Genomic DNA, 23,723 nt, shown 5'->3' with positions numbered 1-23,723 from the left:
CAGATACGAGACCTAGACCCGAAACAGCGAGATCAGCCCAAGCCGACGCCGCTCATCAGCCCGTCCATCACCATCCACATCCACTTCGATCGACGTCGCTCGACAGGCCCGCCGAAAACGCTCTCGGTACAACGTCGCCTTGGTCAGAAGAGCCTCATCTTGTGACCCCATAGAAACCGCCGCTGAGTAGATCAGTTCCAGAGCTCCCAGACACTCAAGCCTCGCCATCGACCCCAGCGACACCACCGCATCCTCATTCAACCCGCCCTCGCCTTCGAGACCCAGGAGCCGAAGCAGCAGGTCATGCACCAGAGCGGCCTGGGGCGCAAAGGTCCTGACGATCACCGATAACCCCTCTCCGTCAAACGAAGCCGAGCACGCATCATCACCCGCATTACGCACGCCCGTGATCTCTAGTGTTCCTTCGTCCGTCACCGCGATCACCTCGTGGGCCACACGGTTGATCAGTACAACACTCCCGGGATCCACGCCACGCGATACAAACTCGGCAGTAAGGCTGCTCAGCATCGTGCCATCCAGGACACCATCAGAAACCGAGACTCGCTCTTGAGCTGCAAATGGCACGTCAACAAAGACCATCGGTTCGTAAGCAAGCAGGTCACGGTCTAGCGAGAAATTCATGATCGACCTCCAGTCATACCCGTCCAAAACGAGCCGCACTGTTTCCAGTGCGACCCGAAACCCCATCACCCAGAACCAGGTCAGGCCGCCAGGCCCCGAATCAAACCATGAGCCTGCTCGTTACGAAGTTCCAACGTGTACTCGCCAATCAGTTGACCCGCTTCACGGTCACCAGTCGCAGCAAGCGGCTTGTAGTGGAAACTCCGCCCGCTTAACGGAAGCACATCAATCCGCGAAGAATCCAGGAGCAAAGCCGTATCAGCCGGCACCCACCGCGAGAGCACGACCCGGCACACACCAAAGTCACTCTCGTAGACACCCACCAGATCGCGGAAACGCGTGTCATCGGCCGTATACCCACGGCTCGACGTCACAAAGCCGTTGATCCTTCGCTTCTGTGCCCCGCCCACAACAATCAGATCCACCGAGCCGGACGATGATTCCCAGATCGATCGCATCGCACTGTTAAGCTGTGACTCGGTCAGGTGATGATCGACACTGTTGATCGTCTCGCCCGCTTCAAAGCCCGCGACCCCTGCCGTGAAGACATTCGTGCTCAGGTGCGGAATGATCCCACGCATCGTCCGCCGAACGGTACCACTACCCTCGGGCGTACTGCCCGCTGAGACACCATTAATGACACAGTTCTCAAGATCCCTCGCCAACTCGCGAAGCCGCTCTTGCTTCTGATAGTCCATCTCATCTGAGACCGCGACCCGCCTGGCTGCCAGCATCGTGCCCGACACCTCAACCGTAGACGTAAAAATCTGTGTGGTGTTCTGTCGCCGTTCCCGGTTCGTAAACCGAGCTTCCGGCGAAGAATCTCCCTCTAACGCGGCATTCCCCAGAATCCGAAGCTCCTGATCGTCGGCCAGGTTCTCGGCAACGGTCCCGCCATAAGCACGGACGACCGTCAGCGTATTCGTGCCAATGACAACACCGGTCACCAGCATGACCTCCTGAGAGCCAGCGACCTGAACCTGATCACCAACCCGAAAACGATCCGCGTGCTCCACGACAAAGGTTGTGTCTGCATCAGGTTCAGTGAAGCTCGAATCGTTGATCCGATCGGAATTCGGAAGCAGCGCGTCCTCCAGCCATTCGTGCACCGTTCCCGCCGCAGCCCTGGTCGGATCGCCCAGCGCATCAAGCAGAGGCGTCTCATAAGGACTCACGATCCCCACAATGTCCGAAACATCCTCAGCCAGTTCGGGCAGTCCCGAACCACCCGAATACGTCGCCTTACCCGTAAATGCCATGCCAAACCTCCTTCATCAGGTAGCTGTTACAAACCAATCACCGACCGATTCAGCGCGATCGCCGAAGCCTCAGATAAGCCAGGAGATCACGCCGATTCCCGGAAGCCCGGGCACGCTGCGCCGCAGCGCCGTCCACACCGTCTGTCTCTTCACCCATCACCCCGATGCCCGCATCAACCATCTTTCTGCGAAACAGATAGGGCCGGTGCTTCTTCAGGTCCTCCACGGCCAGCTCGAGGTCCTCATCGTCCATCTGAGCCACCGCCGCTTCCGTGAGCAGCCTCGCCGCTTCGACATCAACAACGTCCGTCTCCGCCAGCAAGGCGTCGATGCGAGCACGCCGTTCCAGCCGCTCGATCGTTGCTTCTGCTTCGACAAGCCTTGCCGCCAAAGCCTCGCTCTCGCTCGAAGCCGATGTGCTTTCCGCCGCCTCATCGCGCACAACATCTGTCGATTGATCCATCGATTGAACTCCTTGCTGAATATCCAATTTCTCAGTTGACTGCCGAGTCGGATGAGCTTCCGGCCGACGACCCCGAATAACCAAGCTCATCCAGAATCCGCTCCCGGGGAACACCGAGGGACGACTTGACCTCCGCATTCCTCAGAACCTGTTCCTCGTTCTCTGGCAGGGCGCTCGGCCATTCGAGACGAACCTTCCGGTCCGAAACCGGATGCCGATACCAACCCATCAGGTCAAGCGTGTAGAGCGCTAGCTCACAGACACGAGCCAGCCCATCCCCATACGTCACCCGCTTCTTCTCCGTCTTCGCAAGCGTTCCCATCAGAATCACCCGCAACGCGTTCTCGCTGGTCAGGTTCCCGACCTTCCCTCTGATGAGTCCAGCCGCAATGGGCGTGACGCCACTCATCTTGTCCATCGCGTCCCGCAACTCGCGAAGATGAGCCTCCTCCGACGGGCTCGACGCGTCTCCACCAAAGGACTCGATGCTCGCCTCCATGTTGTCAGAAGCCCACATCTGCCCCGGCCCCACCGGCTTGTCTGTGAAACCCTCGATGCCCTTACCCAGATACATCTGGAATGACTGAAACGTCACACGATTCGCACGATCACAAAGCCGTGTATTCAATTCGTCCTGCAGCGGGATCAGCGGCTCAACGTCGCTCAAACCGGAATACCGAAGCGGCTGTGCGAGGTTCTGAATATGCACGACCGGCACACGGCCCAGCACATTCTCGGCTGAAACCTCCGCCGTCAGGCTCCCATCCTCAGCCTCGTAGTACCGCCGATAGGCCTCAGGCGTCCAGACCTCGAGCCGCCCCTGAGCACCAGATGATCCAGGCCGCCTCTGCACCGCATAGCCGACCAGCCGACGGTAATCCTCATCATCCGTCTGCGGAACGGCTCGTGGCGGCTCTACCAGCTCGAGCCTCAGACGAGACGCCAAGACCTCTGCCTCGTTCAGGCCCGCAGCCGCCGCGCCATCCTCATCCACCCGCAGCAGCACATCGACGTAGCCATAAACAGACCCCAACAAGGCCATGTTCTGCAGGAACGCCACCCCCCCACTCTGCTCAAACAACGACGCCAGAAATCGCTCAATGAACGCCCGACGCTCTGGCTGGCCCGCCTCGCTCCGGATCGCAACCGGCTTCCCGAACATGAAGTCAACAAGGGCGTGCACCCGCCACGCGATGTCGTTCTCAGTCACAAGCTCACGGTCGGCTTCCCGCAACCGCTCCGGCAAACCCTGCTCCTGAGCCGTCGCATGCCGGATGCCGCCCCCATGCGGCACCGAATGAACATTGTTCCTGTAATAGGACCACAGCCGACGCAACCACGGCTCACGCTGCTGACGATGCTCCGACACACGACTCAGAAGGAAATCCGCATCTTCGTAACGCGCCATCTAGCAACCATCCTTCCAGAGGCCAATCAAAGCTGACACCCCAGCTCAGGCATACAGCTCCGTGCGCCCAGAAACGACTGTTCTTCAGCGATAAATCCAAATAAGACAATTACAAACAATCATTAAAAGCAACTCAGACCCGGCACCCAAACCACACGCTCCAGCGCCCAGCCTGTTGAAATCCTGCTTCTGCCTTGAGATTCCGCACAAGTGATGCTTTAATAGGCATGGCATGGGTGGATATGAACAAGAATTAGACATACTGGAGGAAATCAGCCAAATCCTTGGCGATGGACTCGACCTGCCGCAGGTCTTCCAGCGGGCCATGACCGTCCTCACCCAGCGGCTAGGCGTTCTCAGAGCCTCTCTGATCCTCCTGGACCAGCAGGACGACTCCTACCGAACCGTTGCTGCTGTCGGACTCTCACCCCAGGAACAACAACGCGGACGCTACGCCCGAGGTGAAGGCGTCACCGGAACGGTGCTCGAAACCGGCAAACCCGCCATAATCCCCGATATCAGCAAACACCCCGACTTCCTCAATCGCACACAGGCCCGGTCCGAGGACGACACCGCCCCGCAGGCCCCACCCATCAGCTTCATCTGCATCCCCGTCAAAGACGACCAGCAGCTCGTCGGGGCCATTAGCATCGATAAACCCTTTATCAGCGACACCCAACTCCAGGCCGACGCCAAGCTGCTCACCATCATCACCGGCCTGATGTCACAGGCTTACCGCATCCACAACCTCGTCCAGATCGAGCGGTCCCACTGGCTCGCCCAAACCCAGATCCTCAGAGACGACCTCAGAGACCGCTACACCTTCGGCAACATCGTCGGCACCGCCCCCGCCATGCAGGATGTCCTCTCCTCTATCGCCCAGGTGGCCGAATCCAGGGCCACAGTCCTCGTCCTGGGCGAAACCGGATGCGGCAAGGAACTGGTCGCCAAGGCCATCCACTACAACTCCCCGAGACGCCACAAGCCCCTCATACGAGTCAACTGCGGCGCCCTTGCTCCCCAACTCCTCGAATCAGAACTCTTCGGCCACGTTAAAGGTGCCTTCACCGGAGCGATCCGCGACAAAACCGGCCGATTCGAGGCCGCCCAAGGCGGGTCCATCTTCCTCGACGAAATCGGAACCCTCGATCCCCAACTCCAGGTACGCCTCCTCCGAGTCCTCCAGGAACGCGAATTCGAGCGCGTCGGAGACCACCGCACCCAGCAGGTCGACGCCCGCGTCATTGCCGCAACCAACCTCGATCTCGAACACGAGGTCCGCAAGGGTAATTTCCGCGAGGACCTCTACTACCGCCTCAACGTCGTCACCATCCACCTTCCACCCCTGCGCAATCGCAGAGAAGACATCCCTCAGCTCGTGGACCACTTCCTCGACCGCTACAACAAGGAAAACAATAAGAACCTCCACAAGATCTCACGCAGCCTCATGAACACGCTCCTGCGCTATCCCTGGCCCGGAAACGTCCGCGAACTCGAAAACGCGATGGAAAGAGCCGTCGTTCTCGCCAGTTCCGAAGAATTCACCGAGCAACTGCTCCCCCTGCAAATCCGCCTGTTCGCGCAGCAGACCAGAACCTCAACCCCGGATCAGTCGCTCGATGCCATCTGTGCCAATCTCGCCCAGCTTGCCATCAAACAGCAGCAGACCGAAGAAGGCCAGATCTACGCCACGGTCATCCACGAGGTCGAACGTCAGCTGCTCCGAGAAGCCCTGGCCCAGAACGATGGCGTCAAGATCCGCACCGCTGATTTTCTGGGCATCAACCGCAACACACTCAACAAAAAAGTCAAGGATCTCGGTCTCGAGGACCCGGAATCAGCCCAAACACAGGACTGACCCCGGATTGACGCAAACCAGCCCCAGCGGTACCGTCCCATCTCGAAACGTCATTCATACCCCTGCGCGATAACTGCTTATGAATCGCCCTGCAGCTCCAATAAGATCGTCCCTCCTCCTGGGTCTCGCACTCGTCTTCTCAACGCCGCCCCACCTCCACGCGCAGGAAAGACTCCCCGCCGAGACGATCCAGTCCGAGAGCATCACCCCCACCCTCGAGCAGCAGATCCGGGTCTACCTCAACGGTCTCGCCCCGCAGCTCGCCGAGCCCGACGCCGACCTGCGTAAAAGAACCCGCCGCGAGCTGGTCGGCCCACTCAATCGTCCCGATGCAACCGAAGCTTTCCAGACCACCTACTCCCTCATCGCCGCTGAAGCACTCGAGCCGCTCCTCGAAAGTGATGATTTCGCGACCCGCCTCAACGCCATCATCGCCGTATCCGAGCTCTACACGGTTCAGGCTCTCGACCTCGCCAGCGAGGCCCTCGACGACGCCAACCCCGCCGTCCGCTACTGGGCCGCCCGCTGCTATCAGGATGTCGGTAACCGCATCGAGATCAGCACCGCAGATGTCCAGCGATATATCAATGCCCTCGCCACAGCCCTCGCCACCGAGACCAACGACCCCACCGCCATCCGCATCATCGATGCCCTGGGTGCCTACAACGATCCCGAAGCCATCAGCCGGCTGATCAACGCACTGATCAACAGGGAAGACGACTCGCTTTCAGCCGATGAGCGAGCACTCACCGCTTGTTTCCAGTGGCTGATCCGCAGCCGCGCAGAAGGCCTCGACATCGAATCACTCCTCGCCGAAACCACCGCTCTCGCCATCGCAAAATCCCGAATAGCTATCTCCCAGCTAATCCAAGACCCCGAAACACCAAACGCAGCCGAGTTGATCAGAATCACCGATCAGATCCTCGGCCTTACACGTAATACGTTCTTCCCCAATACCCCAACCCCCGACAGCCTTGCGGGCAACCTCGCCCGTTCCAACTGGGCCACGCTCAATCAGGACCTCGATACATGGGCAGCCCTCATGATCGAACCGGCCATCGGCCTTAGCGACTCGGCCCGCGACGCCCTCACACCCTAATTTAGTCAGGCAACAAACGAATGTCAGAGCGGATCAAAGCCGCCATCGTCCGTCACATCAGCGACAGACGCTACCAGCCAGCTTCTACCAGCCAACTCGCCAAGCAGCTCAACATCGACCCGGAGGACCGCAAGGACTTCGATCTCGCGATCGAGCAGCTGCTCAAAGATAAGCACCTCATCCTCGGCACCGCCGACACCCTCGCTCTCCCGCCGCCAGGCCGCGAGATCAGTGGACGCTTCTCCCTGCATCCCAGAGGTTTCGGCTTCATCACCCCCGATGACGACCGCTCCCACAGCGACCTCTTCGTCCCCGCGCGAGACACCGCAGGCGCACTCACTGGCGATACCGTCAGAGCCCGTGTGCTCAGAGACCGGGCACGCGGACCCTCCGATGGACCTTCGTACACAGGCCGGATCATCGAGATCGTCAAACGCGGTGCTCAGAAATTCACCGGCACCGTCATCAAGCAGGGACGCCTGCTGATCGCCCGGCCCGACGGCAAGGCCCTCGCCAACGATGTGGTCCTCCGCGATGCAGAGTCAGCCAACGCCAAGCCAGGCGACAAGGTCGCCTTCGAAATCATCACCTACCCGCAGGCCCCCAACGAGCTCGCCGAAGGCGTCGTCACCAAAGTTCTCGGAGAAGCCGGCATCCCGGAAATCGAAACACTCGCCACCATCCAGGCATTCGATCTTCCAGGCGAATTCCCCGAAGCCGTCCTCGAAGACGCCCGCAAGGCCATTAAAAAGCTCGATGCCGAACAAAAAAACCCCGATCGGCTCGACCTCACCAACGTACTCACCTGCACCATCGACCCCCCCGACGCCCGCGACTTCGACGACGCCATCTCACTGGTCGAGATCGACGACGACTCCCCCGCCGTCCTCGAACTCGCCGTGCACATCGCCGATGTCGCACTCTACATTCAACCCGATTCCGCCATCGATAAGGAAGCGCGAGCACGCGGCAACTCCGTCTACCTGCCGAGACACGTCATCCCCATGCTGCCCGAAGTACTCAGCAACGGCGTCTGCTCGCTCCAGGAAGACGTGCCCCGCTGCTGTCTCACCTGCTTCATCCGCTACGACAAGAACGCCAACGTCGTTTCCTCACGCTTCGCCAAAACCCGCATCCACTCCAACAAACGCTTCACCTACCTCGAAGCCCAGGCCGTGATCGATGGCGACATCCGCGAAGCCAAGAAACACTGCAAGACCGAAGCCAAATACCCCCGCGACCTTGTCCGCATGCTCAAGAACATGGACGAGCTCGCCAAACGCATCCGCCAGCGACGCCTCCGCAACGGCATGATCGTGCTCGGTCTGCCCGAAGTCGAACTCGTCTTCGACGAGGCCGGCCACGTCATCGACGCCCAGCCCGAAGACGACGCCTTCACCCACAAGCTGATCGAGATGTTCATGGTCGAGGCCAACGAAGCAGCCGCTTCACTCTTCGATCGACTCGATATCCCGATGATCCGCAGGATCCACCCCGATCCGCCCGCCCACGACATGTCCGACCTCCGTCGCTTCGCCCGGGTCGCCGGCTACAACATCCCCGCTCATCCAACCCGCCAGGAACTACAGGGCCTCCTCCAGTCCGTTCAGGGCAAACCCTCCCAGACAGCCGTTCACCTCGCCGTCCTCAAGACCCTCGCCAAAGCCGAATACAGCCCCGCGCTCGTGGGACACTTCGCACTCGCCTCCGAACACTACAGCCACTTCACCTCACCCATCCGCCGCTATCCCGACCTCATCCTCCACCGAGCCCTCACCGACTACATCGCCGCCGAGAAAGCCAACGCCGGCAAACCGCTCAAACGCAAGTCACCGGCAGCCAAGAAGCTCGCTCAGCGACTCCCCAACGAGGAACAGCTCACCGAAGCCGGCCAACACTGCTCGACCACCGAACGCAACGCCGAGGCCGCCGAGCGTCAGCTCCGCAACTTCCTCGTACTCCAACTCCTCGCCAACCACTTAGGCGACGACTACCCGGGCACCGTCACAGGCGTCACCAACCGCGGCGTCTTCGTCCAGATCGACCGCTTCCTGGTCGACGGCTTCGTCAGCACCTCCGAGCTCCCCGGCCCCCCATCAGAACGCTGGACCCTCAACCGACAGACAGGCGCTCTCGTCGCGCAACGCTCAGGCAAGACCATCACCATAGGCGACCGTTTCACCGTTCGTATCGCCGCTGTCGACCTGCCCAAACGACAACTCGAACTCGCCGTCGTTGCAGCAGGCGGCAAGACCAAAGCAGCCGACAAACAAACCGGCTCCAAGCGCAAGCCCCGACAGCTCGCACCCGGAGCCCGAAAACCACCCAAGAAATCCAGCCTCAAACAAACAGGACGTAAAAGCAAACGCAAGCCCAGAAGACGCTAAGACCCTGCTGTCCTCTAGCTATCTACCGAGCAACGCATGCTCCACACCCTCGACCCCATTGCCTTCACGATCCCAGGCATTGGCCTGCCGATCCGCTGGTACGGCCTCGCCTACCTCACCGGGTTTCTCCTCGCATTTATTCTTGTCCGCCGCGTACTCACGGTCGGCCGCTCGCCACTCAAACCCGATCTCGCCGCCGACCTCATCATCCACATCGCACTCGGACTCGTCGCTGGCGGGCGCGTCGGCTACGTCCTCTTCTACAAACCCCACCTCCTGCTTGAATTCACCGCAGAGCCCCCCTTCTGGAGCCTCATCGCCATCAACCGAGGCGGGATGTCCTCGCACGGCGGGATGCTCGGAGCCATCTTCGCCGCATGGCTCTTCGCTCGACGTAACAGCGTGCCACTCAGACACATCCTTGATCTCGCCGCCTTCTCAGCCCCGCTCGGCATCTTCCTCGGACGTGTCGCTAACTACATCGGCGGCGAACTCTACGGACGCGCTACTTCTGCAGACTTCCGATGGGCCACCAGATTCCCTCAGGAGTTACTCGACTTCTCCGCAGAACAACTCGCCCCGCTGATGGCCCAGGCACCCGACCTCGGGAACGAACCACTCCTCTGGGCCTACCGAGCCATCGACAGAGTCCAGAAGAACGACCCCCGCATCATCGAGATCGTCGAACCCGCACTAACCCCAAGACATCCCTCGCAACTCTACGCAGCCACACTCGAAGGCCTGGTGCTCTTCGCCGTCCTCGCTGCGGCATGGCTAAAGCCCCGCAAACCCGGTTTCATAGCCGGCCTCTTCTGCTGCACCTACGCCATCGCCAGAATCATCAACGAACAATTCCGCATGCCCGATGCTCACCTGCTCAACAGCGAGTACGCAGCCCTCGGTATCACCCGAGGACAATGGCTCTCAGCCCTACTCTTCCTGCTCGGCCTCTACCTGATCAGACAGGCACACCGATGCAGCAACGAGCCACTCGGCTCCTGGGTCAAGCAAGCCACTACCTGAATCCAGCTCTTTCAGATCTTCATCGAGCCCGTTTCAAGGAACGCCCGGTGCATCTCAAAACACTTGCTCAGATCGTGTTTGAGATGCCCACCCGGTGATTCTTCCATGTACCGGGTCAGATAGTCACGGTAGTCAGGGTGCGCACAATTCTCGACCAGTGCCTGCGCACGCTCCACGGGTCCAAGGCCACGCAGGTCCGCCAACCCCTGATCCGTCACAACAATCTGCACATCGTGCTCACTGTGATCGCAATGAGAAACCATCGGCACCACGGTCGAGATCGCGCCCCCTTTCGCCATACTCGGGGCCACAAAGATCGAGAGATACGCATTACGCATGAAATCTCCCGACCCCCCGATCCCGTTCATCAGACGGGTCCCACAGATATGCGTCGAGTTGGCATGCCCATAGATATCCACCTCGATCGCCGTGTTGATGGCGATCACACCCATGCGCCTCACCACACCGGGGTTGTTCGATAGCTCCTGCGGACGAATCACGATCTTTGGCGCAAAGAAGTCCATGTTGCCGTACACACGCTGCATCTGCTCATCACTCAGCGTCAGGCTCGTACACGAAGCACCCAGCAGACTCTCATTGAGCATCAGATCCACCAGCGCATCCTGGAAGACCTCCGAGTACATGTAGAAAGGCGGCACATCCGAAGAAGCCCCAAGACCCGCCATCACCGCGTTCGCCACATTCCCAACACCCGATTGCAAAGGCAGAAAGTCAGGCGGAATCCGCCCCGCCTTCATCTCATCAAGCAAAAACCGAATCACATGCCCGGCAATCTGCTCGCTCACACCATCAGGCGCAGAAAAAGGGGCCACACCATCGGGCTCATCCGTCTCAACCACACCCACAATCTTCGAGGGATCTACCGTCGCGAAAGGTGTGCCCATCTTCGAGAGCGGATCATGAATAGGAATCGGGCTCCGGTGAGGCGGAGGCGGCAACACCGCCACATCATGGCATTCCGCCAGCCGCGTCGAGTGATACCGATTCAATTCGATAATCACCTTCTTCGCATGACGCAGATAACTAGGCGAAGCCCCACCGGACGTGCTTAGGTACACACGACCATCAAACGTCACATCGGTCGCCTCCACTACCGCAAAATCCATCTCACCAAAAAAACCCGCCGCCATCATCTGTGGGACATGCGATAAGTGCATATCCACAAACCTTGACTCCTGTGCATTGATCCGCTTCCGAAGCGTCGAACTCGACTGATACGGCGCACGCCAGCTGATCGCATTCGCCTCCGCAAGAGCCTCATCCAACGCACTCCCGGTCGAGGCACCCGTTAGCACACGAATCGCAAACGGGTCACCCGCTGCATGAAGCGCCTTGGCGCGTTCCGCCAACGCACGAGGAACCGCCTTGGCTGCACCCGCAGGCGTGAAACCCGAAAACCCCACCGTCGCTCCATGAGGAATCATCGCCGCCGCTTCCTCGGCTGTGAGCTTCGTAATCGCCTGACAACGCTGACAACGCTCGCGTTCCGCCATAGCCAGTCCATTTCCTAAACTCGAACTCGACATCTCAAACATCCTTCACTCCGGCAAAGCTGCCTTTGTTGTCTACGAACACAACGACAGACTGGCTCGCTCGACATCACCGGCGACAACGGTCTGCAAACCATCCGCACGAGTTTCTATCATCAGCCTTCCCCGAGAGTCCAGCCCTTCCAGCCGGCCCTCAATCTCACCCACTCTCACAACCTGATGACGCCACGCAAGCGATGACACCACGTCTTTAAGCACACATTCCGAACCGGCGCTTCCCCCCAGCAGCCGCAGCACATCAACCATCCGTTCGGCACAGCGTTCCACCACCCCACAAACATCGGGCCGATCCACATAGGTATCCAGCGAAACCGCCGGGATGCGAAGGCCCTCACCCAGCGACGTCGGATCGACACAAACATTCACGCCAACACCAGCAATCAGCCAGTCCCCACCCTGTTCAGGATCTCTTCCAGCCCAGGGCCGTTCGCACAGAACCCCCGCGACCTTCCGGCCGTTAATCAGCAAGTCATTCGGCCACTTGATCGCAACCGCCGTCTCAGCACCCAGAAGCTCTAGCAGCACCCGCCGCACCGCAACACCCACCGCCAACGAAGCCAGATCCCAACCACGCCAATCCTCAGGTGGCCGCCACGCCAGTGTGAACCACGCCCCACCCTCAGGCGATGACCACCGCCTCCCCGTTCGCCCACGCCCACCCGTCTGACGACGAGCAGCCACAACAAAAGGCGACACCCGCCCCTCTGCCGCCAGCGCAGCAGCCACGTCGTTCGTCGATCCAACACAATCGTGCCACGAAACCCACACGACCAAACGCCTCCTAGCCCAACTGGCTCAACAACACACCCGCCGCTACCGCCGAACCAATCACGCCCGCCACGTTCGGCCCCATCGCGTGCATCAGCAGAAAGTTCTGCGGGTCCTCATCCTGACCGACCTTATGAACGACGCGAGCAGCCATCGGCACCGCACTCACGCCCGCCGCCCCGATCAGCGGGTTGATCTTCTCCTTGAACACCACATTCATCAGCTTCGCAAACAACACACCCGTCGCCGTCGCAATCGCAAACGCGCAGATGCCCAGAGCAAACACACTGATCGTGTCCAGCGTCAGGAAGTTGGCCGCACTCGTCTTCGCACCCACCGTCACACCCAGAAGAATCGTGACGATATCAATGAACGTGCTCTGCGCCGTCTTCGCCAGACGGTCCGTCACCATCGACTCACGCAGCAGATTCCCAAAGAACAGCATCCCAAGCAGAGGCAGACCACCAGGAGCAATGAACGCCGTCAGCAGAAAGCCCACGATCGGAAACACGATCTTCACCCGCTTCGATACCGGCTTCATCTGCTCCATCCGGATCAGACGCTCTTCCTTCGTCGTCAGCAGCTTCATGATCGGCGGCTGGATGATCGGCACCATTGCCATGTACGAATAAGCAGCCAACGCCACCGCCCCAAGCAGATGAGGGGCCAGCTGCGAACACGTAAAGATCGCCGTCGGTCCATCCGCCCCACCAATAATCCCAATCGCCGCCGCTTCCTGGTTGGTAAAGCCGATCGCTACCGCACCGAGCAACGCAGCAAAAATCCCAAACTGCGCCGCCGCCCCGAGTAACAACGTTTTCGGATTCGCCAGCATCGGCCCAAAGTCCGTCAACGCCCCGATCCCCAGGAAAATCAGAGGCGGATAGAACCCCGCCAAACCCACTCCCGCAAACAACCACCACAGAATCGACGCATTGAACACATCCTGCCGCTCAGGCGACCACACCTCCGGGTACTTCCCATCGGGTGTCTGCGACAACTCAGACACAAAAAGCCTGCGCCCCTGACCCATCTCTACGATCAACCCCGCTGGCGCATCCTCCATCTCCGGATCAGAAACCGCCACCCACGCAGGCGCCGCGAACAGCGAGTGCGTGTTCACCATCACCGCCTCGCCCTCGTGAACCAGATAATCCCCCTCCGTCCGACGTGAAGCCTCAAGCTCCTCGATCTCCTCCAGCACCACCACCCCATCACCCACTTCCCCCTCTTCGATCATGTAATAAACGATGTCATGATCGCTCACCGGCCCGTCATAAACGCTCAGCGACAGACTCGAAGTGTCATAAGGAATGTTCCCGATCAGAATCCCAAAACCGATCGGCACCAACAGCAGGGGCTCAAAGCCCTTGCGAACGGCCAGCCAGATAAACAGGCAGCCCACACCAATCATCACCAGATTCGGCCACGTGATCTGACCAAAACCCGATGCAGCAAAGTAGCTGCCGAAGACGCTTAACAACTGTTCCATGAAGCACCGCGCTCGCTAATTAGGCAAAGGTGATCAGCACCTGACCCGACTGCACCGCATCACCCGCCGCCACCTTGACGTCCGCGATGGTGCCCGCCCGTGGCGAGGAAACGTTCGTCTCCATCTTCATCGCTTCGAGGACCAGCAGCACATCGTTGGCCTCAACCGTGTCACCGGCCTTCACCTTCACATCCAGCACGTTCCCCGCGATCGGGCTGGGAATTTCAGATGCCCCCGCATCACCGGCTGCCGCCGGAGCCGGACGAACCGCAGCCGGACGTGGAGGAGGAGCCGCCGGACTGGATGCCGCCGGAGCCGACGCCGGGGCAACACCACCAACCGCTCCCTCATCCAAAACCTCTACGTCGACCTCGTAGGTCTTTCCCTCGACGGTGATCCGAAGCTTCATAATCAGTTCCAATTCAAGTGAAAAACGCAGCTGCCACTAACGCTGTGGCCGGTGCGAAGTCATGATCGATCGGCGGCCCTGTTGCGACCAAGCCCGATCGCGACGAGCGATCAGACGAACCCCACGAACCCGCGCACGTGTCCCCAACGCAGCCGTCGCCGCAGCCGTTAACACAGCCAGCAACGCACCATCAACAAGCCCTTCCACAGGTGGATCAACGGCCGCCACGGCCACGGGCGTCGGGGCCACAGAGGGCTTCTCAGCAAGCACAGGCTCCGGCTTATCCGACAGCAACGCCTTCACCAACTGCACCACCGACAGCAGCACCACCAGCGAGCCGAACACCACCGTCATCCCAACCATCATCAGTAGCAGCCCCGTTTGGAGACCGCCCGATTCCGCCAGCATCATGGGGCTCATCATCTGCATCCGAAGACAATCCCTTCTCTTACAACGGAATCAAGCCGTGCTTCTTCTCGGGCCGCAGCTCACGCTTGCTTACCAGCGTATCCAAAGCCATCGCCAGATACCGCCGCGTTGCCGCAGGCTCAATCACCTCGTCAACCATCCGCCGCCCACCTGCCACATAAGGCGTCGAAAACGTCTGGCGATACTTCTCAATCAACTCCGCCCGCTTGGCCTCCGGATCGTCCGCCGCGGCGATCTCCTTACGGAATACCACACCTGCCGCACCCTCGGCACCCATCACCGCAATCTCTGCCGTCGGCCACGCCGCACAACGATCCGTCCCCAGATCCTTGCCGCTCATCGCCAGATAAGCGCCGCCGTAAGCCTTCCGCAGAATCACAGCCACCTTCGGAACCGTCGCCGCCGAATACACAAACAGCATCTTCGCACCATGGCGAATGATGCCGCCATACTCCTGTTCCACACCAGGCATGAAGCCGGGCACATCCACCAGCGTCACAAGCGGAATATTGAACGCGTTGCAGAACCGAATAAACCGAGAACTCTTGTCCGAGGCGTCAATATCCAGACAACCCGCTTTCACCTTCGGCTGGTTCGCGATGATCCCGACGGTCCGACCGTTGATCCTCGCAAAACAGATGATGATGTTCTGAGCAAACGTCGCCTGGACTTCCAGATACTTCCCGCCATCAACGATCCGGGAAATAACCTCGTGCATGTCGTACGCCTGCTTCGCGTTGTCCGGGATCAGCTCATTCAGCGAAAAATCCAGCTCCAGATCCCCAGGCTCACCCTCAGGCGTGTCATCGATATTGTTCGATGGCAGATAGCTCAGCAGATCCTTACAGATCTCAATCGCATGAGCATCGTCTTCCGCCACGAAATGCACGACTCCCGAATAGGCCATCTGTGCTTCGGGCCCACCCAGCTGCTCCGCGGTCACATCCTCACCGGTCACCTGCTTGATGACCGAAGGACCCGTGATGAACATCTGCGCCTTCTTCGTCTGAATGATGAAGTCCGTCAACGCCGGAGCGTAAGCCGCACCACCCGCACACGGACCGCAGATCAGCGAAATCTGCGGCACGACGCCCGACAGCAGCACGTTGTTGTAGAACACGCGCCCGTAAGCCGACAGACTGTCGATCCCCTCCTGAATACGCGCACCGCCTGAGTCATTGATGAAGATAAAGGGCGAGCCTGTCTTCAACGAGTCCTTCATCATCGCCACAATCTTGTCGCAGTGAACCTCGCCCGAGGCACCGCCCACCACCGTGAAGTCCTGCGACGCCATATGCACCAGACGCCCATCGATGGTCCCGCTCCCCGTCACCACGCCATCCGCGGGCAACTCCTTCTTGTCCATGCCGAAGAACGTGCACCGATGCTGCGCGAAGCCATACTGCTCTTGGAATGACCCCTCGTCCAACAGCACATCCACACGCTCACGGGCCGAGAGCTTCCCGGCCTGATGCTGCTTCTCAACCCGATCCTTCCCACCCATCTCCTGCAACGCCTGTTTCTTGGCGTGCAGTTCCTCAATCCGCTCCTTGACCGTCATCCCACTGCGTACGGCGCTCTCAGCCATCGTCAAAATCCTCTCACGGCCCAGCCATCGCTGCGACCGAATCCATGCTTCGGTTCAGTGCTCCGCCGGCTCACACAATTCCGTCAACACCCCACCCGATGCCTTCGGATGCAAAAACGCAATCCGGCTGCCATGCGCGCCATCCCTCGGCGTCTCGTCGATCAGCCGAACCCCACCTTCTTTCAATTCAGCCAGTCGCTCCTCGATCCCATGCACGGTGTAAGCCACGTGGTGCAGCCCCTCGCCACGCTTGTCCAGAAAACCTGAAATAGGCGAGTCTTCACTCGTCGGCTCAAGCAACTCCAGCCGCACACCCCCGACCCTGAAAAAGCCCACCTTCACCTTCTGCTCAGGCACGACCTCCTCAGACTCAAACTCCGCCCCCAGAACCTGTTCGTAATACGCCCGGTGCGCGTTGATCGAACGCACCGCAATCCCTAGGTGATTCACCGCTTCGGCCTGAATCATCGCCTGCCTGCCTTTCCCCAACCGGCGTCGGGGCCGTCTCAAGAGGGATGGGGCTCGCCGCCATGGGCCCCGTCACGGGTCGCAACTGCACGACCTGGGCTTCTATCGGGCGAAAACCGCCTAAATGCGACTTTCGAGTCTTAAGATAATCAACCCCCGCCCAGCCTGCAACTCCAGACCGTCAACACCCCTCAAAACCCCCTTAACGATGGCTCAAAGCTCAATCCGCGGGTCTATCCACGCGTAAGCCACATCCACAAGCAAATTGAAAACCACCAGCATGGTCGAATACGTCAGCACCACCCCCAGAATCAGAAACTGATCCTTGTTGAGAACGGCGTTCACAAAGTAATCCCCCATCCCCGGTATCGCGAACACCTTCTCGATCACAAACGAACCCGTCATCACCGACGCCGCCGCCGGCCCCATGAAACTCAGCACCGGCAGGTACGCCACCTTCAACGCGTGCTTGAACAAAGCACCCACATGGCTCAGCCCCTTCGCTCGAGCCGTCCGCACGTAGTCGCTGCTCATCACGTCCGCCAGCCCCAACCGCACCAGCCGGGCCACATACGCAGCCGGAAAGAACCCCAGCGCAATCGCAGGCAGCACCAGATGCTCAGGCCTCCCCCACCCACCCACCGGAAACCAGTCCAGCAGCCCCGCAAACAGAATCAGCAGAATCGAACCCGTCACGAAGTTCGGCAGACTCACACCGATCAACGCCACCATCAGACTCGACATGTCCAGCCAGCTACCCGGCTTCAGCGCACCGATCACCCCCGCCAGCGTCCCCAGAAAAAGCGCCACCGCCAACGCCGCCAAGCCCAACGCCGCACTCACCGGCAACGCCTGACCAATGATCGACGACACCCGCTGATCCGTGTACCGAAGCGACGGCCCGAAATCCAGCCGCCCGTACTGCTCGCTCCCCACCACCACATTCGATACATAACTGCTCAAAAACGCCCACGGGCTGTGAAGGTTGTACTGCCGAGCCATCGCCTCCTGGACCTCAGGCGGCGGCCGCTGCCCCTCCGGACGCTCCAGCGGATTCCCGGGTACGACCCACGCCAGCGTGAAGGTCACCAGGAAAATCACCGCCAGAATCAGCGGCATCTGCAACAGACGAAACAGAATCAGACGGCTCATTCGCCACGCTCCACCCAGATCCGATCAAACCGCCACCGAGCCCAGGGATTCAACTCAACACCCTTCACGCGCTCGGTATCAAACAGATACACCAGCCGGTAATGAAAAATCGGCGCGATCGGCTGCTCCGCATTGAACACCGCCTCCGCTTCCGCCAGCTTCGCAAAACGCGCCTCGGGATCCCGGATCGTCTGGGCCTCATCGAGCAGGCCATCATGAAGCGGGCTGTTCCACTTCGCATCATTGTTGCCGTTGTTCGCCCGGTTCTTATCCAACCAGGTTGTCGGATCCATGTAATCACCAAACCACGCCGACCGGGCAATCGAATAATCCTGCCGATTCACGCGATCCGAAAACGTCTGAACCTCCACACCCTCAGTCGTGACCACCACGCCGAGCTCGCGCTCCCACATCGCCGCGATCGCAATCGCGACCTCCTCGTGCCCGGCTCCCGTGTTGTACAGAATCGACAGGCCATCCAGCCCCTCACCGTTTGGATAGCCCGCCTCCGCGAGCAACGCCTTCGCCCCCTCCGGATCAAAAACAACCCCCGTCTCAACTGGCGGCTCGTAACCCGCCACGGCGCCAGGCGGCACAAAGCTCCGCGCAATCGGCTGATCCATCCGCGTCACCTGACCGACGATCTGCTGCCGATCAATACCCATCGACAACGCCACCCGAACCCGAGGATCCGCCAGCGGATTCGGTGAACCGTCCGGCAGCGTCGGCAGGCAATTGAAGTTGTAAAAGTAAGTTCCAGCCGCCGTCACCGTGTGCACGTCCGTCCGGCTCTCATCCCGAACCAGCTCGGCAGGCAGCGGCCCCAGCGAGGGCAAGGCGATCGAGATGTCCACATCCCCGCCGCTGTAAGCAAGAAAAGCGCTCTGCGGATCCTCATTGATCTTCTCCAGCAGCGTCTCACTCTTCACCGCTTCAGCATTCCAGTAGTTAGCGTTCTTATGCATCCGCAGATAGCGCTTGAACACACCATCCTCAATCACATACGGCCCATTACTGATGACACGCTCAGGGTCGCGCCAGTAAGCCGAATCCACCTGCACCATCCCCGTTGTCGTATTCAGCGTCGTCGCTTCCTCCACGCTCGCAATGTGCACCGGCATGAAGGTCGCAAAGCCAATCATCTGCAAAAAGTAAGGCGTCGGCTGCTCCAAACGTACCACCAGTGTCCGCGGATCCGGTGCCTCCAACCCCACATCCGAGGCAAACTTCGCCTGCGCCTCCTGCCAGATCACCTCCGCCGCCTCCGCCGCAGCTTCACCCGCAGCACCCCCCGCCATGTTACGCACCCGGGCATACTCCGAAATCTGCTCGGTCCTCCACGCGTAAAAATCCTGAACCCCATCAATGACATACATCAGCTTCACGTAGCTCGCCGCCGTGTCAGGCAGCGACACCCGACGCCACGCATAGATGAAGTCCTCCGACGTCACCGGGTCCCCGTTCGCCCACTTCGCATCCTCACGAAGCGTGAACGTATACGTCAGCCCGTCCTCACTCACCGCCCACGACTCAGCCACCGCCGGCTCCACCTCACCGGAGTTGAAGTCCATCCGCACCAGCGGGTCGTACAACGCACTCGCCACCCGAATGTCATGCGACCACGACATCTTCGCCGGGTCCAACGTGATATGTGCCGCCGCAGACATAAAAATCAGATCCGCCTCCGGCTCCCGCTCACCACAACCCGGCACCAACCCCACCAAAGCCCCAACCAGCATCACCCTCACCCACCGAACCTTTGAGGCCAGTCCACACAATCCTTCAAACATGCCCATCACGGCGTCATCCCTTCTGCCGGCATATCGCCAGCCGGCGATTCATCTGGATCATCCAAAAGCTCTGCACCTGCGGGCAGAGCCTCCCCAGCCCCAGCTTCAACGCCCCCATTGTCACCAAAATCCAGCCACCCGTTCTGCCAGGCCCACCAGCCCCCACCCCCAAGCAGCCCCACAGCAATCACGACCACCACCAGCCCGCCCTTCGATCGACGACGCTGCCCCCTCGCATCGTGAACCCCGGCATCTCCCCCGCTCGCGACGACCTCCGGCAGACCCTCCCCCCGATCCCATGCCGCCGCCCGCTCCGCCTCAGCCGCAGACCCCACCCGCGTCTTCGAGCCGTAGCACCCCGCCCCGTCCTCACGCTCGACCACATAAAACACCCGCCCCGACTCGTCGCGCAAAGCACGCCCGACATCTTCACGCCGAATCACCACCTCCACCCCGGAATGCGGGCTCCGAACCTTGATCGACACGAAAACCTCCCGACAAAGGAACCACGATCATACCCCCTACCCACAACCCATGAGCAACCCACATCCCACCAGCGTCGGCCATCCCCAACGTCCACTTCAGTTACACCATGCAGATTTTGCCAAAACCAGACCGATCTCCATCAGCCGGACAACCCAAACCACGAGGAACCCGCCCATGAGCAAGCACCAGCTGATCGATTCCATCCGTCGCGTCAACCGCACCGCTTCCCCCGAGTTCCTCACCCGCTTCGACGAGTCCACCCTCAACGACTACCTCCGCCGCCTCAGCCTCTCCTCGCGGCGCGGGCGCTCCTCCACCTGGACGCGAACCACCACCGTCCCCGCCGTCACCACCCGCGGCCACGCCATCGCCGCCTGAGGCCCACACAACGACGCCAGGCCAACAAACCACCACACGCCGCCCCTGCCTGCTAAAACCTCCTCGACGAGGAAGCCAGGCCCATGCCCATCACCCTCCGCGAACTCACGCTGGATCTGCCGATCCAGCTTTTGCGCGCCAATCCCGACCTCCCCATCACCCACCTCACCGACCTCCCCGACCAAGCCACCCCCGCATCCCTCTTCATCCACCGCCGCCATCAGCGACGCGAGGACCTCACCCAGGCACTCGCCGCCAACCCCGCCGCCATTCTCACCACGCCCGATAACGAACCCAACGTCCGAGAACCTCTCGCGCTTCTGACCACCCCCGAAATCGGCCAATCCCTCTGCGGCCAACTCGCCGAACGCCTCCACCACCATCCCGCCCGAGCCCTCAAACTCGCCGCCGTCACCGGCACCAATGGTAAGTCCACCACCACCCTCTACCTCCAGCACCTGCTCACCGCCGCCGGCCTCCCCACCGGCCTCCTCGGCACCATCCACAACGACCTCATCGCCGCCCGCCACCCCGCCACCCTCACCACCCCCGGTGCCATCGAGCTCACCCGATTCCTCGCAACCATCCGAGACGCCAACGGCCAGGCCGCCGTCTACGAAGCCTCCTCCCACGCCCTCCACCAGGGGCGCACCGACCACCTCGCCCCCGCCGCCGCCATCTTTACCAACCTCACCCAGGATCACCTCGACTACCACGGCGATATGACCGCCTATGCCGCCGCCAAAGCCAGACTCTTTGACCGCCTCATCCCCCACGACCACGCCATACTCAACGCCGACGACCCCCACTGGCCCCGCATGGCCAGAGACTGCCCCGCCAACCTCCACCTCACAACCCTCCGCCCAGAGGCACCCCAAACCCACGGCTTCGCTATCACGTCCACGGCCAGAGCCACCATCCACAAACGCACCCTCAGACACACCGAGGCCACCCTGAAGGGTCCCTGGGGCGAACAGCACGCCAGCCTCCCACTCCTCGGCGACCACAACATCGCCAACCTCCTCCAGGCCCTCCTCGCCGCCGCCAACCTGATCGACTTACCCGACGACCTCGACCCCCTGCTCCGCGCCCTTCCCCCAGTTCCAGGCCGCCTGGAGCCCATCCCCAACCCCAATTTTCCCCTCCCCCGATCAACCTCCAGCCAACCCGCCGTCTTCGTCGACTACGCCCACACCCCCGACTCCCTCGACCACGCCGGCCAAACGCTCAAAGCCCTCGCGCCCGGCCGTCTGATCATCCTCTTCGGCTGTGGCGGAGACCGCGACGCCTCCAAAAGACCCCTCATGGCCGCAGCCGCCGCCAAACACGCCGACCACCTCGTCATCACCTCCGACAACCCCCGCTCCGAAGACCCACAGGACATCATTAAGGATGCCCTCCCCGGCATCCCAGCATCTCATACCGATCACCTCACCATCGAACCCGACCGCGCCAACGCCATCCACCAGACCATCCTCACCGCCAACCCCTCCGACACCATCCTCATCGCCGGCAAAGGCCACGAGACCTATCAGGAGATCCAAGGCGTCCGCCACTCCTTCGACGACCGCCAGCACGCGCTCAACGCCCTCAAGGAGCGCGCCCAATGACCCAGCCAATCACAACACTCACCTCCCTGGCCACCACCATTGATGGCCGCTGGCTCACGCTCCCCACCGACGCCAGCGCTTCAATATCCGGTTTCTCAATAGACACCCGCACGCTTCTGCCCGGCGACGTATTCATCGCCCTCCGCTCCGACAAAGCCGACGGCCATGATCACCTCGAAGCCGCCGCCAAAGCCGGAGCAGCCGCTGCCATCGTCAGCCAGCCCTACCCCCAAACAACAACACTCCCGCTACTGCGCGTAGAAGACACCCTCACCGCCCTCCACAAGGCCGCCGCCGCCCACCGAAACGCCTTCAACATCCCCGTCGTCGCCGTCATCGGCTCCAACGGCAAAACCACCACCCGCCAGATGGCCCACGCTGCCCTCGCCGCCCAACGCACAGGCAGCCAGTCCCCCAAATCCTTCAACAACCACCTAGGCGTCCCCCTTACCCTCCTCCAAGTCCGACCGAACCACGATTTCCTCGTCGCCGAACTCGGCACCAACCACCCCGGCGAACTCCAGCCCCTCGCCACACTCGCCCAGCCCACCCACCTCATCCTCACCACCCTCGGCAGCGAGCACCTCGAACACTTCCACAACCTCGCCGGCGTCACCGCCGAAGAAACCTCCGCCCTCCTCCACCTCCAACCGCCCGCCACCATCATCAGCTCCACCCAGGCATGGTCAGTCGCCCAGCGACAACAGCCCGAACGCACCGCCCGCTTCCAACCCATCCTTTATTCAGACATCGACACTTCCGCACCCATCCACCTCATCCCCAACACCTTCCGCCAAACCGCTACAGGCATCGACTTCACCGCCTCGATCCATGGCCAGCACATCGAGATCACCCTCCCGATGCTCGGCCGCCACAACGCCTTCAACGTCCTCGCCGCCCTGGCCATCGCCCACGAGCTCAACGTCGATCCTAAAGCCGCCGCCAACGGTCTCGCCCACTTGCCCACCGTCGCCCGCCGCCTCGAACCCATCCAACTCCCCAACCACTTGCTCATCGACGACGCCTACAACGCCAACCCCGAGTCCAGCACCCTCGCCATCGACACCTTCCTCCACATCCCCACCTCCCACCGCACCATCGTCCTCGGCGACATGCTCGAACTCGGCACCCACACCACAGAAGCCCATCTACAGATCCTCACGAAGCTCGCCAGGCACACGGACGACATCCAGCAGCTCTTCCTCGTCGGCCCCCACTACGCAGCCGCCGCCCAACACGACGCCTTCAAGCGCCTCAGCCCCGTCATCGAACCCGAACCCTCCAACGACGCCATCACCCGCATCACCGAGCGCATCAGCGACAAACCCGGCAGCATCCTGATCAAAGCCTCCCTCGGACTCGACTTCCTCCGCCTCCGACGAGCAATCGAAGCAAGATTCACTTCCCGAACCGATGATCTACACTGACCCCAGGGACGGGACC

The 23,723-nt window shown here is 61.0% G+C and carries 21 protein-coding genes; 7 read left to right on the top strand and 14 right to left on the bottom strand.

Translation table 11 applies throughout. The features are described 5' to 3' along the window. Window positions 1–12: 12 nt before the first annotated feature. The 4 genes from ACQZAB_RS04890 to ACQZAB_RS04875 all read right to left on the bottom strand — a co-directional run bounded on the left by ACQZAB_RS04890 (window position 13) and on the right by ACQZAB_RS04875 (window position 3,772). Window positions 13–642 (bottom strand): hypothetical protein, encoded by a 630-nt coding sequence (locus ACQZAB_RS04890; RefSeq protein ID WP_428387598.1) that lies wholly within the window; start codon window positions 640–642, stop codon window positions 13–15. Between the two features lie 80 nt (window positions 643–722). After that, window positions 723–1,901 carry an SU10 major capsid protein gene (locus ACQZAB_RS04885; RefSeq protein WP_428387597.1) on the bottom strand — a complete coding sequence of 393 codons (1,179 nt, stop codon included), beginning with the start codon at window positions 1,899–1,901 and terminating at the stop codon, window positions 723–725. A gap of 49 nt (window positions 1,902–1,950) precedes the next feature. Next, on the bottom strand, window positions 1,951–2,364 hold the full coding sequence (locus tag ACQZAB_RS04880; RefSeq protein WP_428387596.1) for a hypothetical protein: 414 nt from the start codon (window positions 2,362–2,364) through the stop codon (window positions 1,951–1,953). 31 nt (window positions 2,365–2,395) lie between these two features. Further along, a complete protein-coding gene (locus ACQZAB_RS04875) occupies window positions 2,396–3,772 on the bottom strand; it encodes a phage portal protein (RefSeq protein ID WP_428387594.1) in 1,377 nt (458 codons plus the stop codon). Between the two features lie 232 nt (window positions 3,773–4,004). Between ACQZAB_RS04875 and ACQZAB_RS04870 the strand changes: the two genes are divergently transcribed. From ACQZAB_RS04870 to lgt, 4 genes are all read left to right on the top strand, one after another. Continuing rightward, window positions 4,005–5,630 (top strand): sigma-54-dependent Fis family transcriptional regulator, encoded by a 1,626-nt coding sequence (locus ACQZAB_RS04870; RefSeq protein ID WP_428387593.1) that lies wholly within the window; start codon window positions 4,005–4,007, stop codon window positions 5,628–5,630. Window positions 5,631–5,709: 79 nt separating this feature from the next. Then, window positions 5,710–6,729 (top strand): HEAT repeat domain-containing protein, encoded by a 1,020-nt coding sequence (locus ACQZAB_RS04865; protein ID WP_428387591.1) that lies wholly within the window; start codon window positions 5,710–5,712, stop codon window positions 6,727–6,729. Window positions 6,730–6,749: 20 nt separating this feature from the next. Beyond that, window positions 6,750–9,116, top strand: coding sequence for a ribonuclease R (rnr, locus tag ACQZAB_RS04860; protein ID WP_428387589.1), 2,367 nt, complete (start codon window positions 6,750–6,752; stop codon window positions 9,114–9,116). Window positions 9,117–9,152: 36 nt separating this feature from the next. Next, window positions 9,153–10,139 (top strand): prolipoprotein diacylglyceryl transferase, encoded by a 987-nt coding sequence (gene lgt, locus ACQZAB_RS04855; RefSeq protein WP_428387587.1) that lies wholly within the window; start codon window positions 9,153–9,155, stop codon window positions 10,137–10,139. Between the two features lie 11 nt (window positions 10,140–10,150). Here the strand turns inward: lgt and ACQZAB_RS04850 are convergent, their stop codons facing one another. From ACQZAB_RS04850 to ACQZAB_RS04805, 10 genes are all read right to left on the bottom strand, one after another. Then, window positions 10,151–11,653, bottom strand: coding sequence for a succinate CoA transferase (locus ACQZAB_RS04850; RefSeq protein ID WP_428390140.1), 1,503 nt, complete (start codon window positions 11,651–11,653; stop codon window positions 10,151–10,153). Window positions 11,654–11,725: 72 nt separating this feature from the next. Next, entirely contained in the window at window positions 11,726–12,478 is a 753-nt protein-coding gene (locus ACQZAB_RS04845) for a biotin--[acetyl-CoA-carboxylase] ligase (protein WP_428387585.1), read from the bottom strand. Window positions 12,479–12,491: 13 nt separating this feature from the next. Then, window positions 12,492–13,892, bottom strand: a complete 1,401-nt coding sequence (locus tag ACQZAB_RS04840; protein ID WP_428390139.1) for a sodium ion-translocating decarboxylase subunit beta — start codon at window positions 13,890–13,892, stop codon at window positions 12,492–12,494. Between the two features lie 97 nt (window positions 13,893–13,989). After that, on the bottom strand, window positions 13,990–14,379 hold the full coding sequence (locus ACQZAB_RS04835) for a biotin/lipoyl-containing protein (RefSeq protein WP_428387584.1): 390 nt from the start codon (window positions 14,377–14,379) through the stop codon (window positions 13,990–13,992). Between the two features lie 36 nt (window positions 14,380–14,415). Beyond that, window positions 14,416–14,799 (bottom strand): OadG family transporter subunit, encoded by a 384-nt coding sequence (locus tag ACQZAB_RS04830; RefSeq protein WP_428387582.1) that lies wholly within the window; start codon window positions 14,797–14,799, stop codon window positions 14,416–14,418. A 28-nt stretch (window positions 14,800–14,827) separates the two neighbouring features. Continuing rightward, window positions 14,828–16,369 carry an acyl-CoA carboxylase subunit beta gene (locus ACQZAB_RS04825; protein WP_428390138.1) on the bottom strand — a complete coding sequence of 514 codons (1,542 nt, stop codon included), beginning with the start codon at window positions 16,367–16,369 and terminating at the stop codon, window positions 14,828–14,830. Window positions 16,370–16,450: 81 nt separating this feature from the next. Continuing rightward, a complete protein-coding gene (mce, locus tag ACQZAB_RS04820) occupies window positions 16,451–16,864 on the bottom strand; it encodes a methylmalonyl-CoA epimerase (protein ID WP_428387581.1) in 414 nt (137 codons plus the stop codon). Window positions 16,865–17,077: 213 nt separating this feature from the next. Next, window positions 17,078–18,016, bottom strand: coding sequence for an ABC transporter permease (locus ACQZAB_RS04815; protein ID WP_428387579.1), 939 nt, complete (start codon window positions 18,014–18,016; stop codon window positions 17,078–17,080). Next, window positions 18,013–19,812, bottom strand: a complete 1,800-nt coding sequence (locus tag ACQZAB_RS04810) for a peptide ABC transporter substrate-binding protein (RefSeq protein ID WP_428387578.1) — start codon at window positions 19,810–19,812, stop codon at window positions 18,013–18,015. Before ACQZAB_RS04810 ends, ACQZAB_RS04815 begins: the two co-directional genes overlap by 4 nt. Beyond that, entirely contained in the window at window positions 19,812–20,291 is a 480-nt protein-coding gene (locus ACQZAB_RS04805; protein ID WP_428387577.1) for a hypothetical protein, read from the bottom strand. The genes ACQZAB_RS04810 and ACQZAB_RS04805 overlap by 1 nt, the downstream gene beginning before the upstream one ends. A gap of 175 nt (window positions 20,292–20,466) precedes the next feature. On the opposite strand from ACQZAB_RS04805, the gene ACQZAB_RS04800 reads away from it, so the two are divergent. The 3 genes from ACQZAB_RS04800 (at window position 20,467) to ACQZAB_RS04790 (ending at window position 23,707) form a co-directional block, all read left to right on the top strand. After that, window positions 20,467–20,670 carry a hypothetical protein gene (locus ACQZAB_RS04800; protein ID WP_428387575.1) on the top strand — a complete coding sequence of 68 codons (204 nt, stop codon included), beginning with the start codon at window positions 20,467–20,469 and terminating at the stop codon, window positions 20,668–20,670. A gap of 83 nt (window positions 20,671–20,753) precedes the next feature. Beyond that, window positions 20,754–22,280 carry a UDP-N-acetylmuramoyl-L-alanyl-D-glutamate--2,6-diaminopimelate ligase gene (locus ACQZAB_RS04795; protein ID WP_428387573.1) on the top strand — a complete coding sequence of 509 codons (1,527 nt, stop codon included), beginning with the start codon at window positions 20,754–20,756 and terminating at the stop codon, window positions 22,278–22,280. Beyond that, complete coding sequence (locus ACQZAB_RS04790) at window positions 22,277–23,707, top strand: UDP-N-acetylmuramoyl-tripeptide--D-alanyl-D-alanine ligase (RefSeq protein WP_428387571.1); 1,431 nt, start codon at window positions 22,277–22,279, stop codon at window positions 23,705–23,707. The genes ACQZAB_RS04795 and ACQZAB_RS04790 overlap by 4 nt, the downstream gene beginning before the upstream one ends. Window positions 23,708–23,723: the final 16 nt, after the last annotated feature.

The organism is Mucisphaera sp. (assembly GCF_965279675.1).
GTDB lineage: Bacteria > Planctomycetota > Phycisphaerae > Phycisphaerales > Phycisphaeraceae > Mucisphaera.
This window is presented reverse-complemented; position numbering and strand designations above follow the sequence as displayed.